This window comes from Coprococcus sp. AF21-14LB (assembly GCF_003458885.1).
Taxonomy (GTDB): Bacteria; Bacillota; Clostridia; order Lachnospirales; family Lachnospiraceae; genus UBA9414.
In genome coordinates this window covers 22727-42466 of record NZ_QRVX01000007.1, presented here as the reverse complement: position 1 = coordinate 42466, position 19740 = coordinate 22727, and the positions used below count along the sequence as shown (strand labels likewise).

At 44.9% G+C, this 19740-nt stretch carries 21 protein-coding genes, 1 pseudogene and 1 riboswitch; of the genes and pseudogenes, 17 read left to right on the top strand and 5 right to left on the bottom strand.

The annotated features are described in order from the left end of the window. Positions 1 to 25 precede the first annotated feature (25 nt). The 17 genes and pseudogenes from cobI (at position 26) to DWX73_RS02810 (ending at position 15722) form a co-directional block, all read left to right on the top strand. Positions 26 to 724: a precorrin-2 C(20)-methyltransferase gene (cobI, locus tag DWX73_RS02890; protein WP_118346739.1), complete on the top strand. Its 699-nt coding sequence runs from the start codon at positions 26 to 28 to the stop codon at positions 722 to 724. Then, the gene (gene cobM, locus DWX73_RS02885; protein WP_118346737.1) at positions 725 to 1483 is read left to right on the top strand and encodes a precorrin-4 C(11)-methyltransferase; all 759 of its coding nucleotides are present in this window, start codon (positions 725 to 727) and stop codon (positions 1481 to 1483) included. After that, positions 1480 to 2616 (top strand): cobalt-precorrin 5A hydrolase, encoded by a 1137-nt coding sequence (locus DWX73_RS02880; RefSeq protein ID WP_118346735.1) that lies wholly within the window; start codon positions 1480 to 1482, stop codon positions 2614 to 2616. The genes cobM and DWX73_RS02880 overlap by 4 nt, the downstream gene beginning before the upstream one ends. Beyond that, positions 2609 to 3340 carry a precorrin-3B C(17)-methyltransferase gene (gene cobJ / locus DWX73_RS02875; RefSeq protein ID WP_118346733.1) on the top strand — a complete coding sequence of 244 codons (732 nt, stop codon included), beginning with the start codon at positions 2609 to 2611 and terminating at the stop codon, positions 3338 to 3340. The genes DWX73_RS02880 and cobJ overlap by 8 nt, the downstream gene beginning before the upstream one ends. Beyond that, positions 3333 to 3590, top strand: coding sequence for a precorrin-6A/cobalt-precorrin-6A reductase (locus DWX73_RS13825; RefSeq protein WP_242996568.1), 258 nt, complete (start codon positions 3333 to 3335; stop codon positions 3588 to 3590). Before cobJ ends, DWX73_RS13825 begins: the two co-directional genes overlap by 8 nt. Positions 3591 to 3619: 29 nt before the next feature. Next, the gene (gene cbiE, locus DWX73_RS13820) at positions 3620 to 5443 is read left to right on the top strand and encodes a precorrin-6y C5,15-methyltransferase (decarboxylating) subunit CbiE (RefSeq protein WP_242996566.1); all 1824 of its coding nucleotides are present in this window, start codon (positions 3620 to 3622) and stop codon (positions 5441 to 5443) included. A 20-nt stretch (positions 5444 to 5463) separates the two neighbouring features. Continuing rightward, positions 5464 to 6846, top strand: a complete 1383-nt coding sequence (locus tag DWX73_RS02860) for a cobyrinate a,c-diamide synthase (RefSeq protein ID WP_118346731.1) — start codon at positions 5464 to 5466, stop codon at positions 6844 to 6846. Continuing rightward, the gene (gene cobT / locus DWX73_RS02855) at positions 6847 to 7917 is read left to right on the top strand and encodes a nicotinate-nucleotide--dimethylbenzimidazole phosphoribosyltransferase (RefSeq protein ID WP_118346729.1); all 1071 of its coding nucleotides are present in this window, start codon (positions 6847 to 6849) and stop codon (positions 7915 to 7917) included. It abuts the gene before it with no gap. Next, positions 7905 to 8441, top strand: coding sequence for a bifunctional adenosylcobinamide kinase/adenosylcobinamide-phosphate guanylyltransferase (locus DWX73_RS02850; protein ID WP_118346727.1), 537 nt, complete (start codon positions 7905 to 7907; stop codon positions 8439 to 8441). The genes cobT and DWX73_RS02850 overlap by 13 nt, the downstream gene beginning before the upstream one ends. Before the next feature lie 57 nt (positions 8442 to 8498). Next, positions 8499 to 9995, top strand: a complete 1497-nt coding sequence (glpK, locus tag DWX73_RS02845) for a glycerol kinase GlpK (RefSeq protein WP_118346791.1) — start codon at positions 8499 to 8501, stop codon at positions 9993 to 9995. Positions 9996 to 10087: 92 nt separating this feature from the next. Continuing rightward, positions 10088 to 10885, top strand: a complete 798-nt coding sequence (locus DWX73_RS02840) for an adenosylcobinamide-GDP ribazoletransferase (protein ID WP_118346725.1) — start codon at positions 10088 to 10090, stop codon at positions 10883 to 10885. Between the two features lie 14 nt (positions 10886 to 10899). After that, positions 10900 to 11511: a histidine phosphatase family protein gene (locus tag DWX73_RS02835; protein ID WP_118346723.1), complete on the top strand. Its 612-nt coding sequence runs from the start codon at positions 10900 to 10902 to the stop codon at positions 11509 to 11511. Further along, positions 11465 to 12432, top strand: a pseudogene (gene cbiB, locus DWX73_RS02830) (adenosylcobinamide-phosphate synthase CbiB). Before DWX73_RS02835 ends, cbiB begins: the two are co-directional and overlap by 47 nt. Positions 12433 to 12477: 45 nt before the next feature. Continuing rightward, positions 12478 to 13155 (top strand): pyridoxal phosphate-dependent aminotransferase, encoded by a 678-nt coding sequence (locus tag DWX73_RS14255; RefSeq protein ID WP_118346721.1) that lies wholly within the window; start codon positions 12478 to 12480, stop codon positions 13153 to 13155. After that, on the top strand, positions 13155 to 13544 hold the full coding sequence (locus DWX73_RS14250; RefSeq protein ID WP_118346719.1) for an aminotransferase class I/II-fold pyridoxal phosphate-dependent enzyme: 390 nt from the start codon (positions 13155 to 13157) through the stop codon (positions 13542 to 13544). Before DWX73_RS14255 ends, DWX73_RS14250 begins: the two co-directional genes overlap by 1 nt. After that, positions 13532 to 15109 (top strand): cobyric acid synthase, encoded by a 1578-nt coding sequence (locus tag DWX73_RS02815; protein ID WP_118346717.1) that lies wholly within the window; start codon positions 13532 to 13534, stop codon positions 15107 to 15109. The genes DWX73_RS14250 and DWX73_RS02815 overlap by 13 nt, the downstream gene beginning before the upstream one ends. Beyond that, entirely contained in the window at positions 15069 to 15722 is a 654-nt protein-coding gene (locus DWX73_RS02810; RefSeq protein WP_118346715.1) for a precorrin-8X methylmutase, read from the top strand. The genes DWX73_RS02815 and DWX73_RS02810 overlap by 41 nt, the downstream gene beginning before the upstream one ends. Here the strand turns inward: DWX73_RS02810 and DWX73_RS02805 are convergent. The 5 genes from DWX73_RS02805 to DWX73_RS02785 all read right to left on the bottom strand — a co-directional run bounded on the left by DWX73_RS02805 (position 15719) and on the right by DWX73_RS02785 (position 19222). Then, the gene (locus DWX73_RS02805; protein ID WP_118346713.1) at positions 15719 to 16507 is read right to left on the bottom strand and encodes a sirohydrochlorin cobaltochelatase; all 789 of its coding nucleotides are present in this window, start codon (positions 16505 to 16507) and stop codon (positions 15719 to 15721) included. The genes DWX73_RS02810 and DWX73_RS02805 overlap by 4 nt on opposite strands. A 133-nt stretch (positions 16508 to 16640) precedes the next feature. Next, positions 16641 to 17408, bottom strand: a complete 768-nt coding sequence (locus tag DWX73_RS02800) for an energy-coupling factor ABC transporter ATP-binding protein (protein ID WP_242996565.1) — start codon at positions 17406 to 17408, stop codon at positions 16641 to 16643. A 6-nt stretch (positions 17409 to 17414) separates the two neighbouring features. Then, the gene (gene cbiQ, locus DWX73_RS02795; RefSeq protein WP_118346711.1) at positions 17415 to 18191 is read right to left on the bottom strand and encodes a cobalt ECF transporter T component CbiQ; all 777 of its coding nucleotides are present in this window, start codon (positions 18189 to 18191) and stop codon (positions 17415 to 17417) included. Beyond that, positions 18181 to 18495: an energy-coupling factor ABC transporter substrate-binding protein gene (locus DWX73_RS02790; protein WP_118346709.1), complete on the bottom strand. Its 315-nt coding sequence runs from the start codon at positions 18493 to 18495 to the stop codon at positions 18181 to 18183. The genes cbiQ and DWX73_RS02790 overlap by 11 nt, the downstream gene beginning before the upstream one ends. Continuing rightward, the gene (locus tag DWX73_RS02785; RefSeq protein ID WP_334294647.1) at positions 18479 to 19222 is read right to left on the bottom strand and encodes an energy-coupling factor ABC transporter permease; all 744 of its coding nucleotides are present in this window, start codon (positions 19220 to 19222) and stop codon (positions 18479 to 18481) included. The genes DWX73_RS02790 and DWX73_RS02785 overlap by 17 nt, the downstream gene beginning before the upstream one ends. 199 nt (positions 19223 to 19421) lie before the next feature. Continuing rightward, positions 19422 to 19675: riboswitch (cobalamin riboswitch) on the bottom strand. Positions 19676 to 19740: the final 65 nt, after the last annotated feature.

The following is a 19740-nucleotide window of genomic DNA, read 5'->3' as shown; positions in this document are numbered from 1 at the left end:
GCAATAGAAAGAATCGAGGACGAGAATGAATCAGACAGGAAAACTATTTGGGGTAGGAGTTGGTCCGGGAGATCCGGAACTGATGACGTTAAAGGCGGTACGGCTGATCCGCGAGTGCGACATTGTATTTGTGCCGGGGAAAGTGCCAGAGGAAACAGTCGCTTATCAGATTGCAGTGCAGGCAGTACCGGAAATCTGCGGGAAGAAATTAGTAGGAATCCATATGCCGATGACAAAGAATCAGGAACTGCTTCGCAAAAGCCATGATGAGGCAGTGGCAACGACAGCCGGATATTTGGAAGCAGGCTGTAACTGCGTTTTTTTGACATTAGGAGATCCATGTATTTATTCTACTTATATTTATGTTCACAAACAATTGTCAAAACAGGGATATCGGACAGAAATCGTTAGTGGAATTCCTTCATTTTTAGCAGTGTCAGCAAAGTTAAATGAAGGACTTGTAGAGGGAGCACAGATGCTTCATGTAATTCCGGCAACGTATCAGGTTGAGGAAGGAATGGATCTGCCGGGAACGAAAGTGTTTATGAAAAGCGGAAAAGCGCTTGGAAAAGTAAAAGCAGCTATGCAGAAAGCGGATCTTGACGGGAAGATGATTGAACGATGCGGGATGCCGGGAGAACAGATTTATAACTCGGTTGAACAATTTCCGGATGAAGCAGGATATTATTCCCTTGTTATTGCAAAGGAAAAGGAGGGCATGTAGATGATTTATTTTGTTGGAGCCGGAAGTGGTGCAGAAGATTTGATTACCGTACGTGGACAGCGTTTGCTTCAGCAGGCAGATGTGATTATCTATGCAGGTTCGCTTGTAAATCCTGAGCTTCTAAAAGAGAGAAAAGAGTCTTGCGCTATTTACAACAGCGCCAAAATGACATTGGAAGAAGTCATTGCAGTCATGGTCAGAGCAGAAAAGGCGGGACAGATGACCGTGCGGCTTCATACAGGAGATCCTTGTCTTTATGGTGCAATCAGAGAACAGATGGATATTCTGACAGAGCAGGGGATTGCCTATGAATCCTGTCCGGGAGTCAGCTCTTTTTGCGGGGCGGCATCAGCGCTTGATCTGGAATATACATTGCCTGAGATTTCTCAGAGTGTAGTGATTACAAGGATGGCAGGGCGTACACCAGTGCCGGAGCGGGAAAGTATTAGAGCATTTGCGGCGCATCAGGCTACGATGGTCATTTTCTTAAGTACAGGAATGTTGAAACAGTTGTCAGAAGAACTGATTGCCGGTGGGTATGAAGCAGAGACGCCGGCAGCTATCGTATATAAGGCAACATGGCCGGAAGAAAAGAAATTTATCTGTACAGTGGGAACACTGGAAGAGACCGCAAAACGGGAAGGAATTACGAAGACCGCGTTGATTCTTGTCGGCAATGTCATTGGATGTCAGACTTATGAGAGATCAAAACTGTATGATCCTACCTTTGCCACAGAATTCCGGGAGGCGTCCAGATGAGATATGTGCAGAGGGGAACAGTTATTTTTGCGTTTACCGCAAAGGGCTGTGAACTGGCAGGGAAGATAAAGGACAAGCTTTCGAAACAAAGAGAGCAGGAGCGGTCAGAAGGTGCAATCGAACTTTGGATCACAGAAAAACTGGCAGAACGGGTTTTGGAAGGCTCCATGCTTCAGCAGAAAGACGCAGAGAGTGGAATGGTTATTTGCAAAGAACCGTTGTCAAAATGGCTTGCAAAGAATTGGAATGATTATGAAAGAATGATTTTTGTTTCTGCAACGGGGATTGCGGTGCGGATGATCGCACCGTTTCTGAAAGATAAGCGAACCGATCCGGCAGTGGTTGTACTGGATGAGTGCGGAACGTATTCTATTTCACTTGTGTCCGGGCATCTGGGTGGTGCCAATGAGCTTGCGGCATTTCTGGCAGAGGCTGTCGGTGCGGTTCCGGTCATTACAACAGCGACAGATGTGGAACAGCAATTCGCGGTGGACCTCTTTGCTAAGAAAAATGGTTTGAAAATAATGGATTTGTCACTTGCAAAAGAAGTGACTGCGGAACTGCTTCACGGCGGTAAGATTGGATTTTATTCGGAGAAACCGATCGAAGGGAAGCTTCCAAAGGGGCTTGTCCGGGTGGAAGACCGGGAAGAACTAAAAGTATTTTCTTATGGAATTGAAATCAGTGCAGAGCGGAAGAAAAAATCATGGGATTCCTGCAGTGTATTGCAGCTTTTGCCGAGGGATCTTGTGCTTGGAATTGGCTGCCGCAAAGGAATGACAGCAGAAGCACTTCTTGCTGCAGCTAAAACTGCAGAACAGTCTGGTATCTTTTCCATTGCGGAGATTGGGATGATCGCCAGCATTGATTTGAAAGCAAAGGAGCAGGGAATTCTGGAATTAGCGGCGCTCTGGCAAGTACCTTTTTTGACGTTTTCAGCAGAAGAACTTAGTCAGGTCACAGAAGTCAGCAAAGAATCTGAGTTTGTTCAGAACATTGCGGGAGTGGGAAATGTCTGTGAGCGGGCAGCCATTCTCGGAGCGCAGGTAAGAACGGCAGAAATTAAGAAACAAAAGTATTGCGGAATCACTTTCGCAGCTGCGAGAAAGAAAGGGAGTATTCGGTTTGAATAAATTATATGTAGTAGGGATTGGTCCGGGCGCTTATGAAGATATGACGATCCGGGCGGCAAAGGTATTAGAACAGTGTGACGTGATCATCGGTTATACGGTCTATGTGGATCTGGTACGTCAGCATTTTGCAGATAAAAAATTTCTGACCACACCGATGAAACAGGAGATTGAGCGCTGTGAAATGGCATTTTCTGAGGCGGAAGCCGGACATACAACGGCAATGATCTGCAGCGGAGATGCAGGGGTATACGGAATGGCAGGGTTAATCTTAGGCATGCAGGAAGAACACCCGTCTGTTGTGGTGGAGGTGATTCCCGGAGTGACAGCAGCTCTTTCCGGTGCCGCTGTTCTTGGAGCACCTTTGATCCATGATTTCGCTTTGATCAGCCTGAGTGATCTGATGACGCCGTGGGAATTGATTGAAAAAAGGATTCTGCATGCAGGAAAGGCAGATTTGGGAATCTGTCTCTATAATCCATCCAGCAGAAAGCGCAGTGATTATCTGAAGAAGGCGTGTGAAATCCTGTTAACCTGTAAAGCGAAAGAGACGGTCTGCGGGATTGTGAGAAATATTGGCAGAGAAGGAGAATCCTATCAGATCTGCAGTCTTCAGGAATTGAAAGAAATACAGACAGATATGTTTACGACCGTTTTTATTGGAAATAGTCAGACAAAGCAGATCAATGGACATATGGTTACCCCAAGAGGATATCGCAATGAGTAGAATCGTACTATTTGCAGGGACAACAGAAGGACGTCGGATTGTCAGGTGGATGGAAGAAAAAGAAGTAGAGCTTCTTGTCTGTACAGCAACTGATTATGGAAAAGAATTAGTGGAAGAACTGGTAGAAGGACATAATCATGACGAAAAAATTGCGAATAACAATAAAAATCAACGAATTAAAGTTTACTCCGGGAGAATGAGTGAAGAAAAAATGAAAGAATTCCTGCAAAACAGTCTCAGGATTGGGTAATCGATGCAACACATCCATACGCGACAGAAGTGACAGCGAATATAAAAAGAGCCTGTGCAGCTTCCAACACAGCCTATTTGCGTGTGCTGAGAGAATCTGTAACAGAGCCGAAACAAGAGAACTCCGTTCCGATACGTTTTGCAGCGTCTGTCCAGGAGGCAGCAGAGTATCTTGGAAAAACAGAGGGAAATATTTTCATTGCCACAGGAAGTAAAGAATTGGCACGCTATACTTCGATTCCCAATTATGAAAAAAGATGTTACGCCAGAATCCTCTCGACGCATCAGGCGGTAAAGGAAGCTTTCGAACTGGGATTTCAGGGAGAGCATCTGATAGCGATGCAGGGACCTTTTTCAGAAGAATTGAATCTGGCTATGCTTCGGCAGACAAAGGCATCCTATTTCGTGACAAAAGAATCCGGAAAGACGGGTGGGTATCCGGAAAAAGTCAGTGCCTGCCAAAAAGCCGGAGCAGAATTAATCGTAATCGGACGTCCGGCAGAGACAGAAGGGATGTTGTGGGAGGATGCCTGCCGATGGATCTCAGAGCAGCTGCATTTGCAACCGATTTCACAGGCTGCATCTTCGAACGGCAGAGAGAAACAGGATAGAAACAGCATAACACTGATCGGGATTGGACCGGGAGCCGAACAATATATGACGGAAGCCGGACAAAATGCGTTGAAAGCATCAGAAATGATTTTTGGCGCCCGCAGAATGCTGGAGCTTGCGAAGGAATGTGTATCACAAAAAGTAGAAGCATATACGCCGGAGCAGATATGGAACCATGTAGCAGAAATAACAACACCGGTACAGACAGCAGTACTTTTATCCGGAGATGTAAGCTTTTATAGCGGTGCAAAGCGGATTAGACAGTTTTTTGAACAGAAAGATGGCTGGGAAGTTCGTGTGATTCCGGGAATTTCCTCGATTGTTTATTTAGCCGCCAGGCTTGGAGTTGATCTGGGAGAAGCAAAGGTGGGGAGTGTACATGGACGCAGCTGTAATGTGGCAGCGCAATTGAAGCACTCCGGAAAAGTATTCCTTTTAACAGAGGGAAAAGAAAGTATTAATGATATTTGTAAAGAATTGTGTTTCTTTGAGTGGGGAGATACAAGAGTCATTATTGGAAATCGTCTCTCCTATGAAGATGAAATGATTGTAGAAGGAACTGCGAAGTATCCACCCCAATTGGATAAAATATCGTTGGCAGTGCTGTATTTGGAATTGCCGGATCTGATCAGGAAAAAGTTCAGGAGAGGTTATGGATTTCCGGATGATATGTTTGTGCGGGGGAAAGTTCCGATGACAAAACAAGAAATCAGGAGTGTATCACTGTCCAGTCTTTCGCTTACAAAGGAAGCGATCGTCTATGATGTTGGAGCAGGCACCGGATCTGTTGCGATCGAAGCAGCGCTTCTTGCGGAAGAGGGAATGGTGTATGCCATTGAACGAAATCCGGAAGGATGCAGATTGATTGAGGAGAATCGAAGAAAGTTTGCAGTATCCAATTTAAAGATCGTGGAAGGCAGTGCGCCGGAGGCACTTCAAGACCTTCCTGCGCCATCCCATGTATTTATAGGCGGTACAGGAGGAAATCTGGGAGCAATTCTGGATTATGTGTGGAGAAAGAATCCATTTGCCCGGATTGTTGTGAATGCAATTACTGTGGAGACACTGGCTGATGTGTCTGTTTATGGAAAAGCACATCCGGAGATTGCGGCAGAATTTGCGCAGATTCAATCTGCAAGGACAAAAAAGGCGGGCAGTTATCATTTACTGATGGGAATGAACCCGGTATTTGTGATAACACTGCAGAGAAAAATGATTGAAGAAGAACAGAAAGACTGCTAAAGAACAAAGGAGGAAGACATATGCGCTATGAGATACCGCGCATTATGATTGCGGCGCCGTCAAGCGGAAGCGGAAAGACGCTTGTAACCTGCGGCCTTTTAAATAATTTGAAGAAAAACTATCGGGTCAGTGCATTCAAATGCGGCCCGGATTATATTGATCCCATGTTTCACGAAAAAGTATTACAGATGCCGTCCAAAAATCTTGATACTTATTTTACCGGAGAAGATCTGACGAAACAGTTGCTGGCAGATGAGGCAAAAGCGTCGGATCTGGCTGTGATTGAGGGCGTAATGGGATATTACGACGGAATTGCAGGAACCAGCACAGAAGCAAGTTCCTATGATTTAGCCAGAGTAACAAAAACTCCGGTCATCCTTGTTGTAGATGGACGGGGAAGCAGCGTATCGCTCTGTGCGCTTCTGAGAGGATTTATGACTTATCGGAAACCAAGTTATGTAAAGGGTGTTATTTTTAACCGCATTTCGCCTGCGATGTATCCGAGGCTGAAAGCGCTTGTAGAGAAAGAATTGCCAATTCGCGTATGCGGTTATTTGCCAATGATGGAAGATGCCGTCTTTGAGAGCAGGCATCTTGGGTTGATAGAGCCGGATGAACTAAGTGAGATAGAAGAGAAGATTGAACGAATCAGTATGCAGTGTGAGGAAACGCTGGATATCGATGCCATTCTTGAGATTGCAGAAAAGGCTCCTGTGCTGGAGTGTAAGAGCAGTATGCATTATGTACTCTTTTCTTTGGCGAAGATTCGAATCGCAGTTGCGAAGGATGAGGCGTTTTCTTTCTATTATAAAGACAATCTGAAATTATTAGAGCTGCTTGGTGCAGAACTGGTGTATTTTTCTCCAATGCGGGGAGAGCGACTGCCGGATAATATTCAGGGACTCCTGCTTGGAGGCGGCTATCCGGAGCTGTATGCGAAGGAACTCAGTGAAAATATTTATATGAAAGCATCTATCTATGATGCGTTGGAAGAAGGACTGCCGTGTATTGCAGAGTGTGGAGGATTTTTGTATCTCCAGGAAATGCTTGAGACACCGGATGGAGAATCCTATTCTATGGTAGGATATCTTCCGGGTGAGAGTCACTATACAGGGAAACTGGGACGATTTGGTTATGTGGAGCTTTCGGCAAATGATCAGGAGCTGTTTGGTGGAAAAGGGATGAAGATGAAAGGACATGAGTTTCACTATATGGACAGCTCTGAAAATGGAACGGCTTTTCTTGCAAAAAAACCAAAAAGTGAGCGCGAGTGGGAATGTGGTTATGGCGGCCCGGCATTTTACGCAGGATTTCCCCATCTATATTTTTACTCTAATATTGACGCAACAAAAAAGTTTATGAAGCAATGTAAAAAATACAAAAAGAAAGTGCAGGGAAAATAAATGAGATTGGAAGAATGTCTGGAGCAGATTTTTCCTGTGGATGCTGAGGCTGGAAAACGGGTTCAGGAACATCTAAATGCGCTTGCCAAACCGCTTCATGGTCTTGGCCGTCTGGAAGATATGCTTATACAGATCGGTGATATCCGACGGACGGAGAAGTTTTCAATTCATAAGCGCGCTTTGATTGTCATGTGTGCGGATAATGGTGTTGTGGAAGAAGGCGTGACACAGACTGACAGCAGTGTGACGACAATTGTAGCGAATAATTTTGCAAGAGGGATGACAAGTGTCTGCCTGATGGCGAAAACAGCGGGAGTGGATGTCATTCCGGTAGATATCGGTGTGAAAGAAGATACGGTAATTCGTCAGGAGAAGATCGCGCGAGGAACAAAAAATATGGTAAAAGGTTCGGCTATGACGCGGGAAGAGACTGTGCGCGCGATCGAAACCGGAATCTGCCTGGCAGAAGAATGTGCAGAAAGAGGCTATGAAATTCTGCTGACGGGAGAAATGGGAATTGGCAATACAACTACAAGCAGTGCAGTGACAGCAGTTCTTCTTGGGAAGGAGCCGGAGACGGTAACCGGGCGGGGAGCAGGACTTTCTGATGAAGGACTGAAACGTAAATACCGCGCAATCAAAACAGCAATTGAAAGAAATGCTCCAAATGCCGAAGATCCGCTGGATGTGCTTGCAAAGGTTGGCGGACTGGATATTGCGGGAATGACAGGAGTGTTTCTTGGGGGAGCAGCTTTGAATCTTCCGGTCATCATTGATGGATACATTTCTGCGGCAGCGGCTCTTGTGGCGGCGAGACTCTGTCCGGAAGTAAAAGGGTATATGCTTTCCTCCCATCAGTCAAAAGAACCGGGAATGAAAGGAATTCTGGAAGAGCTGGAACAACATCCGTTTCTGGATTGTCAAATGAGTCTTGGAGAGGGAACGGGAGCTGTATCGCTCATACCGCTTCTTGATCTGGCAATGTCTGTATATGAAGGAATGGAAACTTTTGCAGAGGTGGAGATAGAGGCGTACGAAGAACTGGGAGGCAGATCGGAATGTTTGCAGTAATTACAGGAGGAAGCGGAAGCGGCAAATCCAGATTTGCGGAAGCATTTCTGCAGGAGCTTTGTCCGGGAGAAAAGATTTATCTGGCAACGATGCAGTTTCTGGATGAAGAAATGAAGGAGCGGATTCAGCGGCATCGCCAGATGAGAGCAGGAAAACAATTTGTGACAATAGAACAGGGAATGGGGCTGCATAAATTACTTCTGCCGTCATGTGAAAAAACAGCCAAAGGTCTTCTTCTGGAGTGCATGTCCAATCTGATCGCCAATGAAATGTATGATGAACATGCGGAAAAAAAGGATGCGTCGGAGGAAGAACTTGCCGAATATATTCTTCGAGGCATTAAACATCTCAGAGATCAGACAGAACATATGGTGATCGTTACCAACGAGCTGTTTTCGGAGCCAACGATGTTTGAAGAAACAAAAAGATATCGCAAGATATTTGGAATCGTGAATCAGCATCTGGCAAAGGAAGCAGATACGGTGATCGAAGTTGTGTACGGAATTCCGGTAAAGATCAAATAGATAAGCAGCAGTACCCGAAATATGGAAAAAATATTGGAAAGCGGAGGGTTGTGTAAAATGGAAACGTATATTATGGCATTGGATGCGGGAACGACAAGCAACCGGTGTATTTTATTTAATCAAAAAGGTGAAATGTGCAGTGTGGCACAAAAAGAATTTACGCAGTATTTTCCAAAACCGGGCTGGGTAGAGCATGATGCAAATGAAATCTGGTCTACGCAGCTTGGCGTTGCAGTAGAAGCGATGCAGAAGATTGGCGTATCGGCAGAACAGATTGCGGCAATCGGAATTACAAATCAGAGAGAAACAACGATTGTTTGGGATAAAAATACGGGAGAGCCGGTATATCATGCGATTGTGTGGCAGTGCAGAAGAACTTCAGAGTATTGTGATATGCTAAAAGAAGAAGGACTGGAAGAATGGTTTCGGGAAAAAACAGGTCTGATTATTGATGCCTATTTTTCAGGTACGAAACTGAAATGGATTTTAGACCATGTGCCAGGAGCGAGGGAGCGTGCAGAGCGAGGAGAGCTGCTATTTGGAACGGTAGAGACGTGGCTGATCTGGCGTCTTACGAAGGGCAGAGTTCATGTGACAGATTATAGCAATGCCTCCCGAACGATGCTGTTTAATATTCAGACATTGGAATGGGATGAGGAAATTCTTGAAAAGCTTCAGATTCCGGCGTCAATGCTTCCAAAACCGGTTCCGTCCAGTCAGATTTATGGAAGAACAGACCGGTCATTTTTTGGAGGCGAGATTCCGATCGGAGGGGCAGCCGGAGATCAGCAGGCGGCATTGTTTGGGCAGACTTGTTTCACGCCGGGAGAAGCGAAAAATACATACGGTACAGGGGCATTTCTTCTTATGAATACCGGAGAAACGCCGGTGTTTTCAAGAAATGGTCTTGTAACAACGATTGCATGGGGCATTGACGGAAAGGTAACATATGCGCTGGAAGGTTCTGTGTTTGTGGCGGGAGCTGCAGTGCAGTGGCTTAGAGACGAGATGCATCTTGTGGAATCAGCGGCAGAATCAGAAGAAATTGCGGCGAGAGTGGATGACACGAATGGGTGTTATCTTGTGCCGGCTTTTACAGGTCTTGGTGCGCCTTACTGGGATCAGTATGCAAGAGGTGTTTTGGTAGGATTGACGAGAGGCGTGAATAAAAATCATGTAGTGCGTGCCACATTGGAGTCGCTTGCTTATCAGACACACGATGTATTGCGGGCAATGGAAGAAGATTCCGGTATTGCACTTTCTGCCCTTCAGGTGGATGGCGGTGCCTGCGCCAATGATTTTCTTATGCAGTTTCAGGCGGATATGCTCGGAGCGCCTGTGAAACGTCCGAAATGTGTGGAAACGACCGCAATGGGAGCGGCATATTTGGCAGGACTTGCAGCAGGATACTGGGCAGACCAGGAGGAAGTGAAGAAAAACTGGAGTATTTCTAAAATCTTTTCTCCGCAGATGGAAGAAGAAAAACGGAAAAAATGTTTAGGTGGCTGGAAGAAGGCAGTGCGTTGTTCGTTTGGATGGGCACGAGAATCATAATTATTGAAAAACAAGAAGAAAGCAGCGTTTTTGAGAGGAGAAAGAGGTTGCCAAAGGCTTGAGGGAAGTGCTATAATCACTAGGGTGATTGCATGAGATTATTAAGAAGTTTATGCATTGCGTTTGGCATGTATTCCAGGATTTATGTACCCCATGTCAAATGGAATGAAGAAAATATGAAATATAGTATGTGTTTTTTTCCACTGGTCGGAATACTGCCTGCTGCGGCAGTGTTGGGCTGGTGGAAATTATGCTGTTTACTGGAGATTCCATCAGGGTTTGGAGCGGCAGTATTTACTGTGATTCCGTATTTTTTGATTGGAGGGATCCATTTGGACGGATATCTTGATACATCCGATGCGAGAGGATCTTACGGAGATCGTGAGAAAAAACTGGAAATCCTAAAAGACAGTCATGTGGGAGCATTTGCAGTAACTGCATGTGTAATTGGGGCAATTCTTGTCTATGGCTGTTGGGAAGGACTGCTTTCCATGCGGACAGCGCGAAGTTCGGAAGCATTATCAAAAGCGGTCATCGCAGTGGGGAGCGGATTCATCCTGGCAAGAGCCTTTAGCGGACTGGCAGTTGTAACCTTTCCAAAAGCGAAGGACAGTGGTCTTTTGCATTTATTTTCTACGGCAGCTCAGAAGCAAATTGTAAAATGGACGATGATTTTGGTGCTTTTGGCAGGAGCCGGATTTTGTGTTGGCGTTTGTCAAATTTACGGGATCGGCGTTATGATCAGCTGCAGCGGAATGTTTTTATATTATTACCGGATGGCGATAAAAGAGTTCGGCGGAACTACGGGAGATCTGGCAGGATATTATGTATGTATGGCAGAGATGAGCAGCCTGTTGATGATTACTGTTCTTATCTTGCTTAGAGTATAAAAGGAGAGAGAAATATGATAGAAATCATATTAGTTCGTCATGGAAAGACGAAAGGCAATCAGGAAAAACGCTTTTCAGGAAAGAGAACGGATGAACCGGTCTGTCAGGAAGGCTTGGAAATGCTGGAAGAGCGCACCTATGAAGAAGTAGAGGCGGTATATACGAGTCCCATGATACGATGCAGACAGACAGCCTGTATGGCATATGGGGAGGAGCAGCCGGTTGTGATTGAAGAACTGGCAGAATGTGATTTTGGAATTCTGGAAGGAAAGAATCATGGGGAGTTGTCCGGTAATCCGGAATATGAACTCTTTTTAAATGAAAATGGAAGGAATGGATTTCCGGGAGGAGAAAGCATTTCCGAATTTGCAGAACGCTCTGTAAAAGGGCTCTCCCGGGTAATCGCAGATTGTGTAAAACAGGGTTATAAAAAGGCGGCATGTACGGTACATGGAGGAACCATTCTGGCGCTGATGAATGTGCTGATGAAAGAACAGGATAACTACTATAAATGGAGTGTGGGAAATGGAGACGGATTCCGGCTCCGGATAGACGAAAAGAAATGGCAGGAAGGAAGATATGATGAAGCAGTCATGGATTGCCCTGATCATCGGATATATTCTTGATCTGATTCTGGGAGATCCGCATAGCTGGTGGCATCCGGTACAGGGAATCGGATATATTATTACGAAAACAGAAAAAATATTAAGAAAAATATTTCCAAAGAATGAAAAAAGTGAACGAATAGCTGGAGAAATTTTGGTGTGCATTGTTTTGACAGTTTCTGTTGGAATTCCGGCCCTATTGTTGTACGGAGCGGGACGGATTCATCCTGCCTTTGGAATTTTAGTGGAATCTTTGTTTTGTTATCAGCTTTTAGCGACAAAATCACTGAAGGATGAGAGTATGAAGGTTTATCGGGCGCTGAAGCAGAATGGACTTCAGGCAGGACGGGAAGCCGTTTCTATGATTGTCGGAAGAGATACGGCAGCTCTTACAGAAGAAGGCGTTGTGAAAGCAGCAGTGGAGACTGTGGCAGAAAATACTTCTGACGGGATTATTGCACCAATGTTTTATATGGCTATTGGAGGAGGCGTTCTCGGATTTTTTTATAAAGCAGTAAATACAATGGATTCTATGATTGGATATAAGAACGATACTTATCGGAATTTCGGAACTTGTGCGGCCAGACTTGACGATCTGGTAAATTATCTTCCGGCCAGACTCAGTGCAGGATTGATGCTGCTTGCCTCAGTCATTTGCCGATATGATGGAAAACAGGCTGTGAAAGTGTATTGGCGTGATAGGAGAAACCATAAAAGCCTAATGCGGCACAGACGGAAGCAGTCATGGCAGGTGCACTTCGGGTACAGTTGGCAGGAAACGCCTGGTATTTTGGAAAGCTTGTAGAGAAACCAACAATCGGGGACGCACTTCGACCGGTGGAAATGGAAGATATTGTAAGAGCAGATCAATTGTTATATATGACGTCCTTTCTCGGAATGATTTTGATGACAGGAATAAAATATTTGCTGCTGATGGGATAGAAAGTGACGAAATAAGAAAAACAGTGAGATAGAAAGGAGATTAGAATGGAATTACATGGCGGAAACATTTATGATAAATCGGTAAATCTGGACTTTTCGATTAGTGTAAACCCCTTTGGATTGCCGGAGAAAGTCCGCAAAGAGGCGTTCCGAGGGGTAGAAATGGCAGAGCATTATCCGGATATTCATTATACTGCTTTGCGAAAGTCTATTAGAGAATATTTTGGAATAACAGGAAGTGAAGTGGCACTTGGGAATGGGGCAACGGAACTGATCTATACGCTTGTACATGTGAAACGGCCTCGAAGGGCATTGATCATTGGACCGACGTTTATTGAATATGAGCGTGCCCTTGAAACCGAGGGGTGCAAGTATGAATATTTTATGACGAAAGAAGAAGAAGGATTTGAACTGAAGCGGGAAATTCTTGACTATCTGGAAGAGAATGAATTTGATATGCTGTTTTTGTGCAATCCAAACAATCCAACGGGAAAACTTGTGAAGCGCGGACTGCTGCGGGAAATGATCGAGCTTTGCGAAAGAAAGTCCATTACCTTTATGATTGACGAATGCTTTATGAGTTTTGTGAAAAAAGAAGCGGATCATTCTTATATGTGGAATCATAAAGGCTTCCGACATCTTGTAATTTTAAGGGCGTTTACAAAAACATTTGCCATGCCGGGACTTCGCCTCGGTTATGCAGTGTCAGAAGATACAGACTGATGGAGAAAATCCGTCTTGCAATGCCGCCGTGGAACGTATCCGTTCCGGCACAGTATGCCGGCGTGGCGGCTATGAAAGAAATTGAGTATTTAAAAGAAACAAAAACGTTTATCTATAATGAAAGAGAATGGATGGAAGATCAGCTGGAGAAGATTGGATTTGAAGTGATTCCATCTAAGACCAATTTCATTTTGTTTCGCGGACCGCAAGGGCTTCAGGAAGTCTGTATGGAGAAAGGGATTCTGATTCGGGATGCAGGAAGCTTCCGCGGAATGAGAGAAGGCTATTACCGGATTGGCCTAAAAAAACGAAAATTTAACACGCAGCTATTGAAAGTGCTTCATGCCTATATGGTAACAGAGGGGACAAAGAAAACATGGCGAGAGTAATTATGATTCAGGGGACGATGTCGGGAGCGGGAAAAAGTCTTCTGACAGCCGGACTTCTTAGAATCTTCCGGGAAGATGGATATCGGGCAGCGCCGTTCAAATCGCAGAATATGGCGCTGAATTCCTATGTGACATCGGATGGCCTGGAAATGGGCCGGGCGCAGGCGGTACAGGCAGAGGCAGCAGGGATTGAACCGAGCGTGTATATGAATCCAATTCTTTTAAAGCCGACAAATGATGTGGGTTCTCAAGTTATCGTCAATGGAGAAGTAATCGGAAATATGAAAGCAAGAGATTACTTTGCTTATAAGAAGGAACTCATACCGGAAGTGCTGCGTGCATTTGAAATGCTTGACAAAATGTATGATATTATTGTAGTTGAAGGAGCCGGAAGTCCGGCAGAAATTAACTTAAAAGAAAATGATATTGTTAATATGGGCCTGGCAAAGCTTCTCCATGCACCGGTAATTTTGGCAGGAGATATTGACCGAGGCGGGGTGTTTGCCCAGCTTTACGGAACGGTAGAGCTTTTGGAAGAAGAAGAGAGGCAGCTGATCAAAGGACTGATTATTAATAAGTTTCGCGGAGACAAGTCCATTCTTGATCCGGGCATTGAGATGCTGGAAGAAAAGACGCATAAGCGAGTGATTGGGACAATTCCTTATATGGATGTAGACATTGAGGAAGAAGACAGCCTCTCGGAGCGCCTGGAAGGACAGCGGGGAGCGAAAGAGATTGATATTGCAGTGGTCCGTTTTCCAAGAATTTCTAACTATACGGATTTAGCTCCGTTGGAGCATCTGAATGGAGTATCTGTTCGTTATATCGGAAGAGCGGAGGAACTTGGGAATCCGGCATTGATTATTTTGCCGGGCAGTAAAAATACGATTCGTGACTTGAAATGGATGCGGGAGTCCGGGATAGAAACAGCAGTAAAAAAGGCAGTTTCCAGAGGAACATTTCTGTTCGGAATCTGTGGAGGATTTCAGATGCTCGGTATGGAGATTACGGATGAGATTGGCTGCGAATCAGCGGAGCATGAGCAGGAAGAAGAGACAGCTTTAAAGACTATGCGGGGAATGGAGCTGCTTCCGATCAGTACAGCATTTTCTGCAGAGAAATCACGAACCAGAGTGCTGGATTGTTTTCCGAAGTTATTCGGTCCATATGAGGGATTATCCGGGAAACCGTTTGAAGGATATGAAATTCATATGGGACAGTCGGTATTGCTGGAAGATGAAGAAGAAGTTGTGTCAATGTGGAAAAACCGGGAAACAGGAACGCTCCTGGGAGTTTGTAAAGAACAGATTATGGGGACCTATGTTCACGGTGTGTTTGACCGGGAAGAAACGGCAGGAGCGCTTCTTGGAGAACTGGCAAGAGCAAGAGGGATTGCCGTAGAGACATTGGGCGTGCAGGATTTTAAGAAATATAAGGAAGAACAGTATACGAAACTTGCTGCACAGATGCGTCGGCATTTGGATATGAAAGCGATTTATGAAATGTTGGAACAGGGGGAAGCATATGAAGGAACAATTGGAGCAGGTACTTCCGGAAGAAATTGAAAAACGAAGTTTTGAGATGATTAGTGAAGAGCTGGGTGAACGTGCTTTTTCTCCATGGGAAGAACCGATTATTAAGAGATGCATTCATACAAGCGCTGACTTTGAGTATGCAGACAGTCTGGCATTCTCAGAAGGAGCAGTACAGCAGATTATTGAGAAGATTGTTCAGGATGGTGTAGATTTTATAACAGATACGAACATGGGGAAATCCGGTGTAAATAAAAGAGCATTGCAGAAAATGAATTGTACGGTCAGCTGCTTTATGGCGGATGAAGATGTGGCAGCGCTTGCAAAGGAAAACAAGACTACCAGAGCTGTAGCAAGCATGGATAAGGCAGCACAGTTTGCAAACAATTCCGGACGTGCAGTTGTAATCGCAGTTGGAAATGCACCGACAGCGCTTGTGCGTCTCGATGAGTTGATCCGGGAAGGAAAGATTACTCCGGCGCTTGTGATAGGAGTACCGGTTGGATTTGTTAATGTGGTGGCGGCGAAAGAACTAATTATGGAAGCGCCGGTTCCGTATATTGTAGCAAAGGGAAGAAAGGGCGGCAGTAATATTGCTGCTGCGATTGTGAACGCGCTTTTGTATATGGCAGGCGGCCGGGACTAATGTCCGGCCGCTTTTGCATGTTGTGTATAAAGTTCACAGATCCCTTCATATTCTCCGAGACCTTTTAAAATACATTCTGTTGTAAATCCATTTGTTTCTAAAATACTTTTCCAGGAATCTTCCTCTTCGCCGGCCAGATCATTGGTGGCATGGTCTCCTGCCACAAGCATAAAGGGAGCAAGATAGACGTGGGAAGTGTGATTGGCTTTCAAAGCAGAAATGATTTCCCAAAGACCAGGATATGCTTCCACAGTGCCTACATGAATATGGGGAAAACCACTTTGCTTAAAGGCATAGTCAAGAGCGGCATAAATGCTGTTGGCATAGTGTGTCGTGCCGTGTCCCATTAGAACAATTGCTTCTGTTTCCGATAGCTGAGGGAGTTCTTTTGTCATTGCCTGGATTACTGCAAACTGATCTTGTGTTGTGTTCAGGAGAGGAGCGCCAATCTGAAGTTTCTGAAACTGCGAAGAAAAGCTTAAAATTGTTTCTCGCATCATATCATTTTCAATGCCGTTCATAATATGAGTCGGCTGTACAAGAACATCCGTAATACCGTCGGAATGCATTTGTTCCATTGCTTCGTTTACATTGGGAATGAAAATATGATCTCTGTTCCGAAGCTTATCAAGAATCATCTGGCTTGTGTAAGCATGATAGAAACAGCGATCAGGAAATGCATTTTTGAGGACGGATTCTACATGTTCAATATTCTTTTTTCGAGTATCGGCGTAACTTGTTCCAAAGCTGACAACGAGTAATGCTTTCTTTTGTTCTGTTTTCATTCAGTTTCATTCCTTTCTATCGTTTGTTCCAGATAATGTTCCAATGTCTGTAAAGTACGCGGGACCGGAAGCGTATCTGACAGGATTTTTTTGCGGCAAAGGCTGAAAAACAATTTCAGACAATCGGGTTGTTTCAAATTTGCTTTTGTAAGCAGCGCTTCGTTGCAGAAAAGTGTAACAGGATCTGTGTGTGCCAGGATACATCCTCGTGAAAAAGGATGACTTCATCTGCCCAGCGAAGCGCATAGTCCACATCATGAGTGGATTGTAGTACAGTCATACCGTCCAGAGTCATTTGGTCAATCAAATCATTTACAAGATCGGTATGTTTTGGATCAAGAGAAGAAACAGGCTCATCAAGAATGATGAGTTCCGGTTTCATAACAAGAATATCTGCGATGGATACTTGCTTTTTCTGACCTCCGCTTAATATATGAACCGGTTTGTGACAACAGGAGCGAAGCCCCATATAATCAATGATTTGATTTACAAGTGTTTGTACTTCTGCGGCAGTTAATCCGAGATTAAATAGTCCGAAGGAGATTTCCTGACAAACACTGGCAGAAAAGAGCTGGTCATCCGGGTTTTGAAATACGATCCCCACTTTTTGACGAAGCTTCAGTAAATCTTTCTGTTTATAGGAGTAGGGCGTGCTACGGAAAAACAGCTGCCCTTTTGTTGGTTTTAAAATTCCGTTCAGACAGAGAAAGAACGTAGATTTTCCGGCGCCATTGGCTCCAAGAAAGGCAATCTTCCGGCCGGAGTGGATTTCCAATGAAACATCATTGAGAGAGCAGCTTTTGCCATCGTCATACGAATAGAATAAATGCTCTGCCCGAATGAGGCAATCATTTTGTTTCTGCTCTTTTTCCGCTGAAGTTTCAGATACCTTATACAGCATAAATCGTTACCTCCATAACAATACTTCCAGCATCCATAGCAGGATGAGGGACAGTTCAAATATGATAAAAAGAAAGATTTCATGGCGATGGGGAGGAACCACTTCTTCCAGTACCTGTATCTCGCCGTGATATCCCCTAGCTTCCAGCGCATCAAACAGAATACCGGATTGGCGTACACTGCGAATAAAAAGCGCTGAGAGCAATGCCCCGAAGGAGCGGATAGAAGTCCGGTAATTACAGTTTCCAAGTCGGGATTTTTGGGAGACAGAAATCTGATGTGCAATCTCTTGCAGCAAGAAGATAAAGCGGTAGATTAAAATCATCAGTTCAATCAGTAACTGTGGAATATGGAATCGGCGAAGTGCCAGTACCAAATCTGTGACAGGGGTGCTAAGAGCAAGAAAGTAAAGGCAGCTGACGCTGGCAAAAGCAGTGCAGATCAGCCGGAGGCAAAAGAAAATATCTGTCACAGAACCCGTCAGATAAAATGAACCGATGGAAATGGCAAAAGCATCCATTGGCGTGGGAGAGACATTAACAATGATGGTTAATGTTCCGATAAAAAGAAACACAAGCGGGATGCGAAGCAGCTTTAAATACTTGCAAAGGCTGATTTTTCCGCAAACCACAGTAAGCACTGTGGCTGCGGAAAAAGTTATCATTGCAATCAGTACAGAGCGGCTGACAATACAAAGGATAAGGCTTATGACAGAAGCAAAAAGCTTTAACGATGTATTGACATTTCGCAGATGAGAGTAATAGCATAGCGTATCAATCATCATCCCGCATCCATTTCCTGCGCTCTACGAATCTTCCCATGAAGAAAGCAAAAACACCTACGCCGATTCCTGTCTGCAGGCAGAAAATCAGGCTTTCAATCTCACCAGGGAGTTCTCCGCCAAGCATGGACTCCAGAACAGGCGTGAACCACGGTTCATAAGAAGAACCGTTGATTTCTTCTACCATAACACTTCCGGCATCGTCTGAACCGCCAAATTCTGCATTTCTGTTAAGAATAAGCGGAAGCACTGCGATGACAATGACAAGGGAAAGAAGCAACAGTACTTTTTTAGTTGTTTTTGACATGAGAAGTTCCTCCTTTCAGGAAACCAAGAGCGCGAAGCTCAGGTTTGGCATAAGTTTCCAGTCCGATCATAACAACTACGGTCAGAATTCCTTCGATAACGGCAAGCGGCAGCTGTGTTGGAGCAAACACACCGAGGAATTTCACAGCAGAAGTCATGATACCGCCTTCGGCAGACGGATATGCAAGGGCAAGCTGGAAACTGGTAATACAGTAAGTAAAGAGATCTCCGAAAAAAGCCGCAAGGAAAATGCTCACACGGTGATTGAGCTTTGTTTTCTTGCAGAGCTGGAAAATGCCGTAGGATACAAATGGTCCTGCGATGGCCATGGAGAATGTATTTGCTCCAAGTGTAGTCAGTCCGCCGTGGGCGAGAAGGAGTGCCTGAAATAAAAGAACGATCAGGCCAAGAATACTGACTGCGGAAGGACCGAATAAAATTGCTCCGAGACCGGTTCCTGTCATATGGGAACAGCTTCCGGACAGAGACGGGATCTTCAGCGATGAGATCACGAAGATAAATGCTCCGGACATGGCAAGCAGTGTCAGTGCACGGCGGTTATTGTGAATACAGTTCTGAATGGAACGAAATCCAAAGAACAGAACCGGAAGACAGATGATACCCCATGCAATACAGTAACCTGCCGGGAGATATCCTTCCATGATGTGCATGGCATTTGCTGTCGGCGCTGCCAGAAGAGAGCAGGCAAGAAGGGACAGCAGCAACATGCGTTTGTTGATACGTTGTTTCATAGTGAAACCTCCTTAAAATAGTATTAGGAGATACTCTCTGGGTGTGCGGAAGATTTGCCGGTCAGTCAGAATAATTAAAAAAGAAAAAAGCCGGACAAAATATCCGGGTACACAAAAAGCAGAAGTCCCAAAAGACTTCATTTAACGCCGGATTGCTATCGCTCGTAACAATTCGATGCACATGCAGATACAGGCAGGTCTTCTGACTTGGCAGTAGGATGCAGCAGTTCTGTCATATAAATATAGAACCGGCATCTGCAGCAATGCGCCTTCCCGGAATGTCTCTTGGTAATATGTAGAAACAGCTCCAGTGGCAAATGCAAAGCTTCCTGCGTCACAGCGGCGGGACCGTATGAGATTCGCACTCATTTCCCTATTATCTTATTCCTGTCCGGAGACAGAATAAGCACCTGAATACATTAAATTCTCAAGCATCAGAATAGCATTTTTCTGTTGGAAAGTCAAATATGATTTTCTGTGACAGACATCCGTTC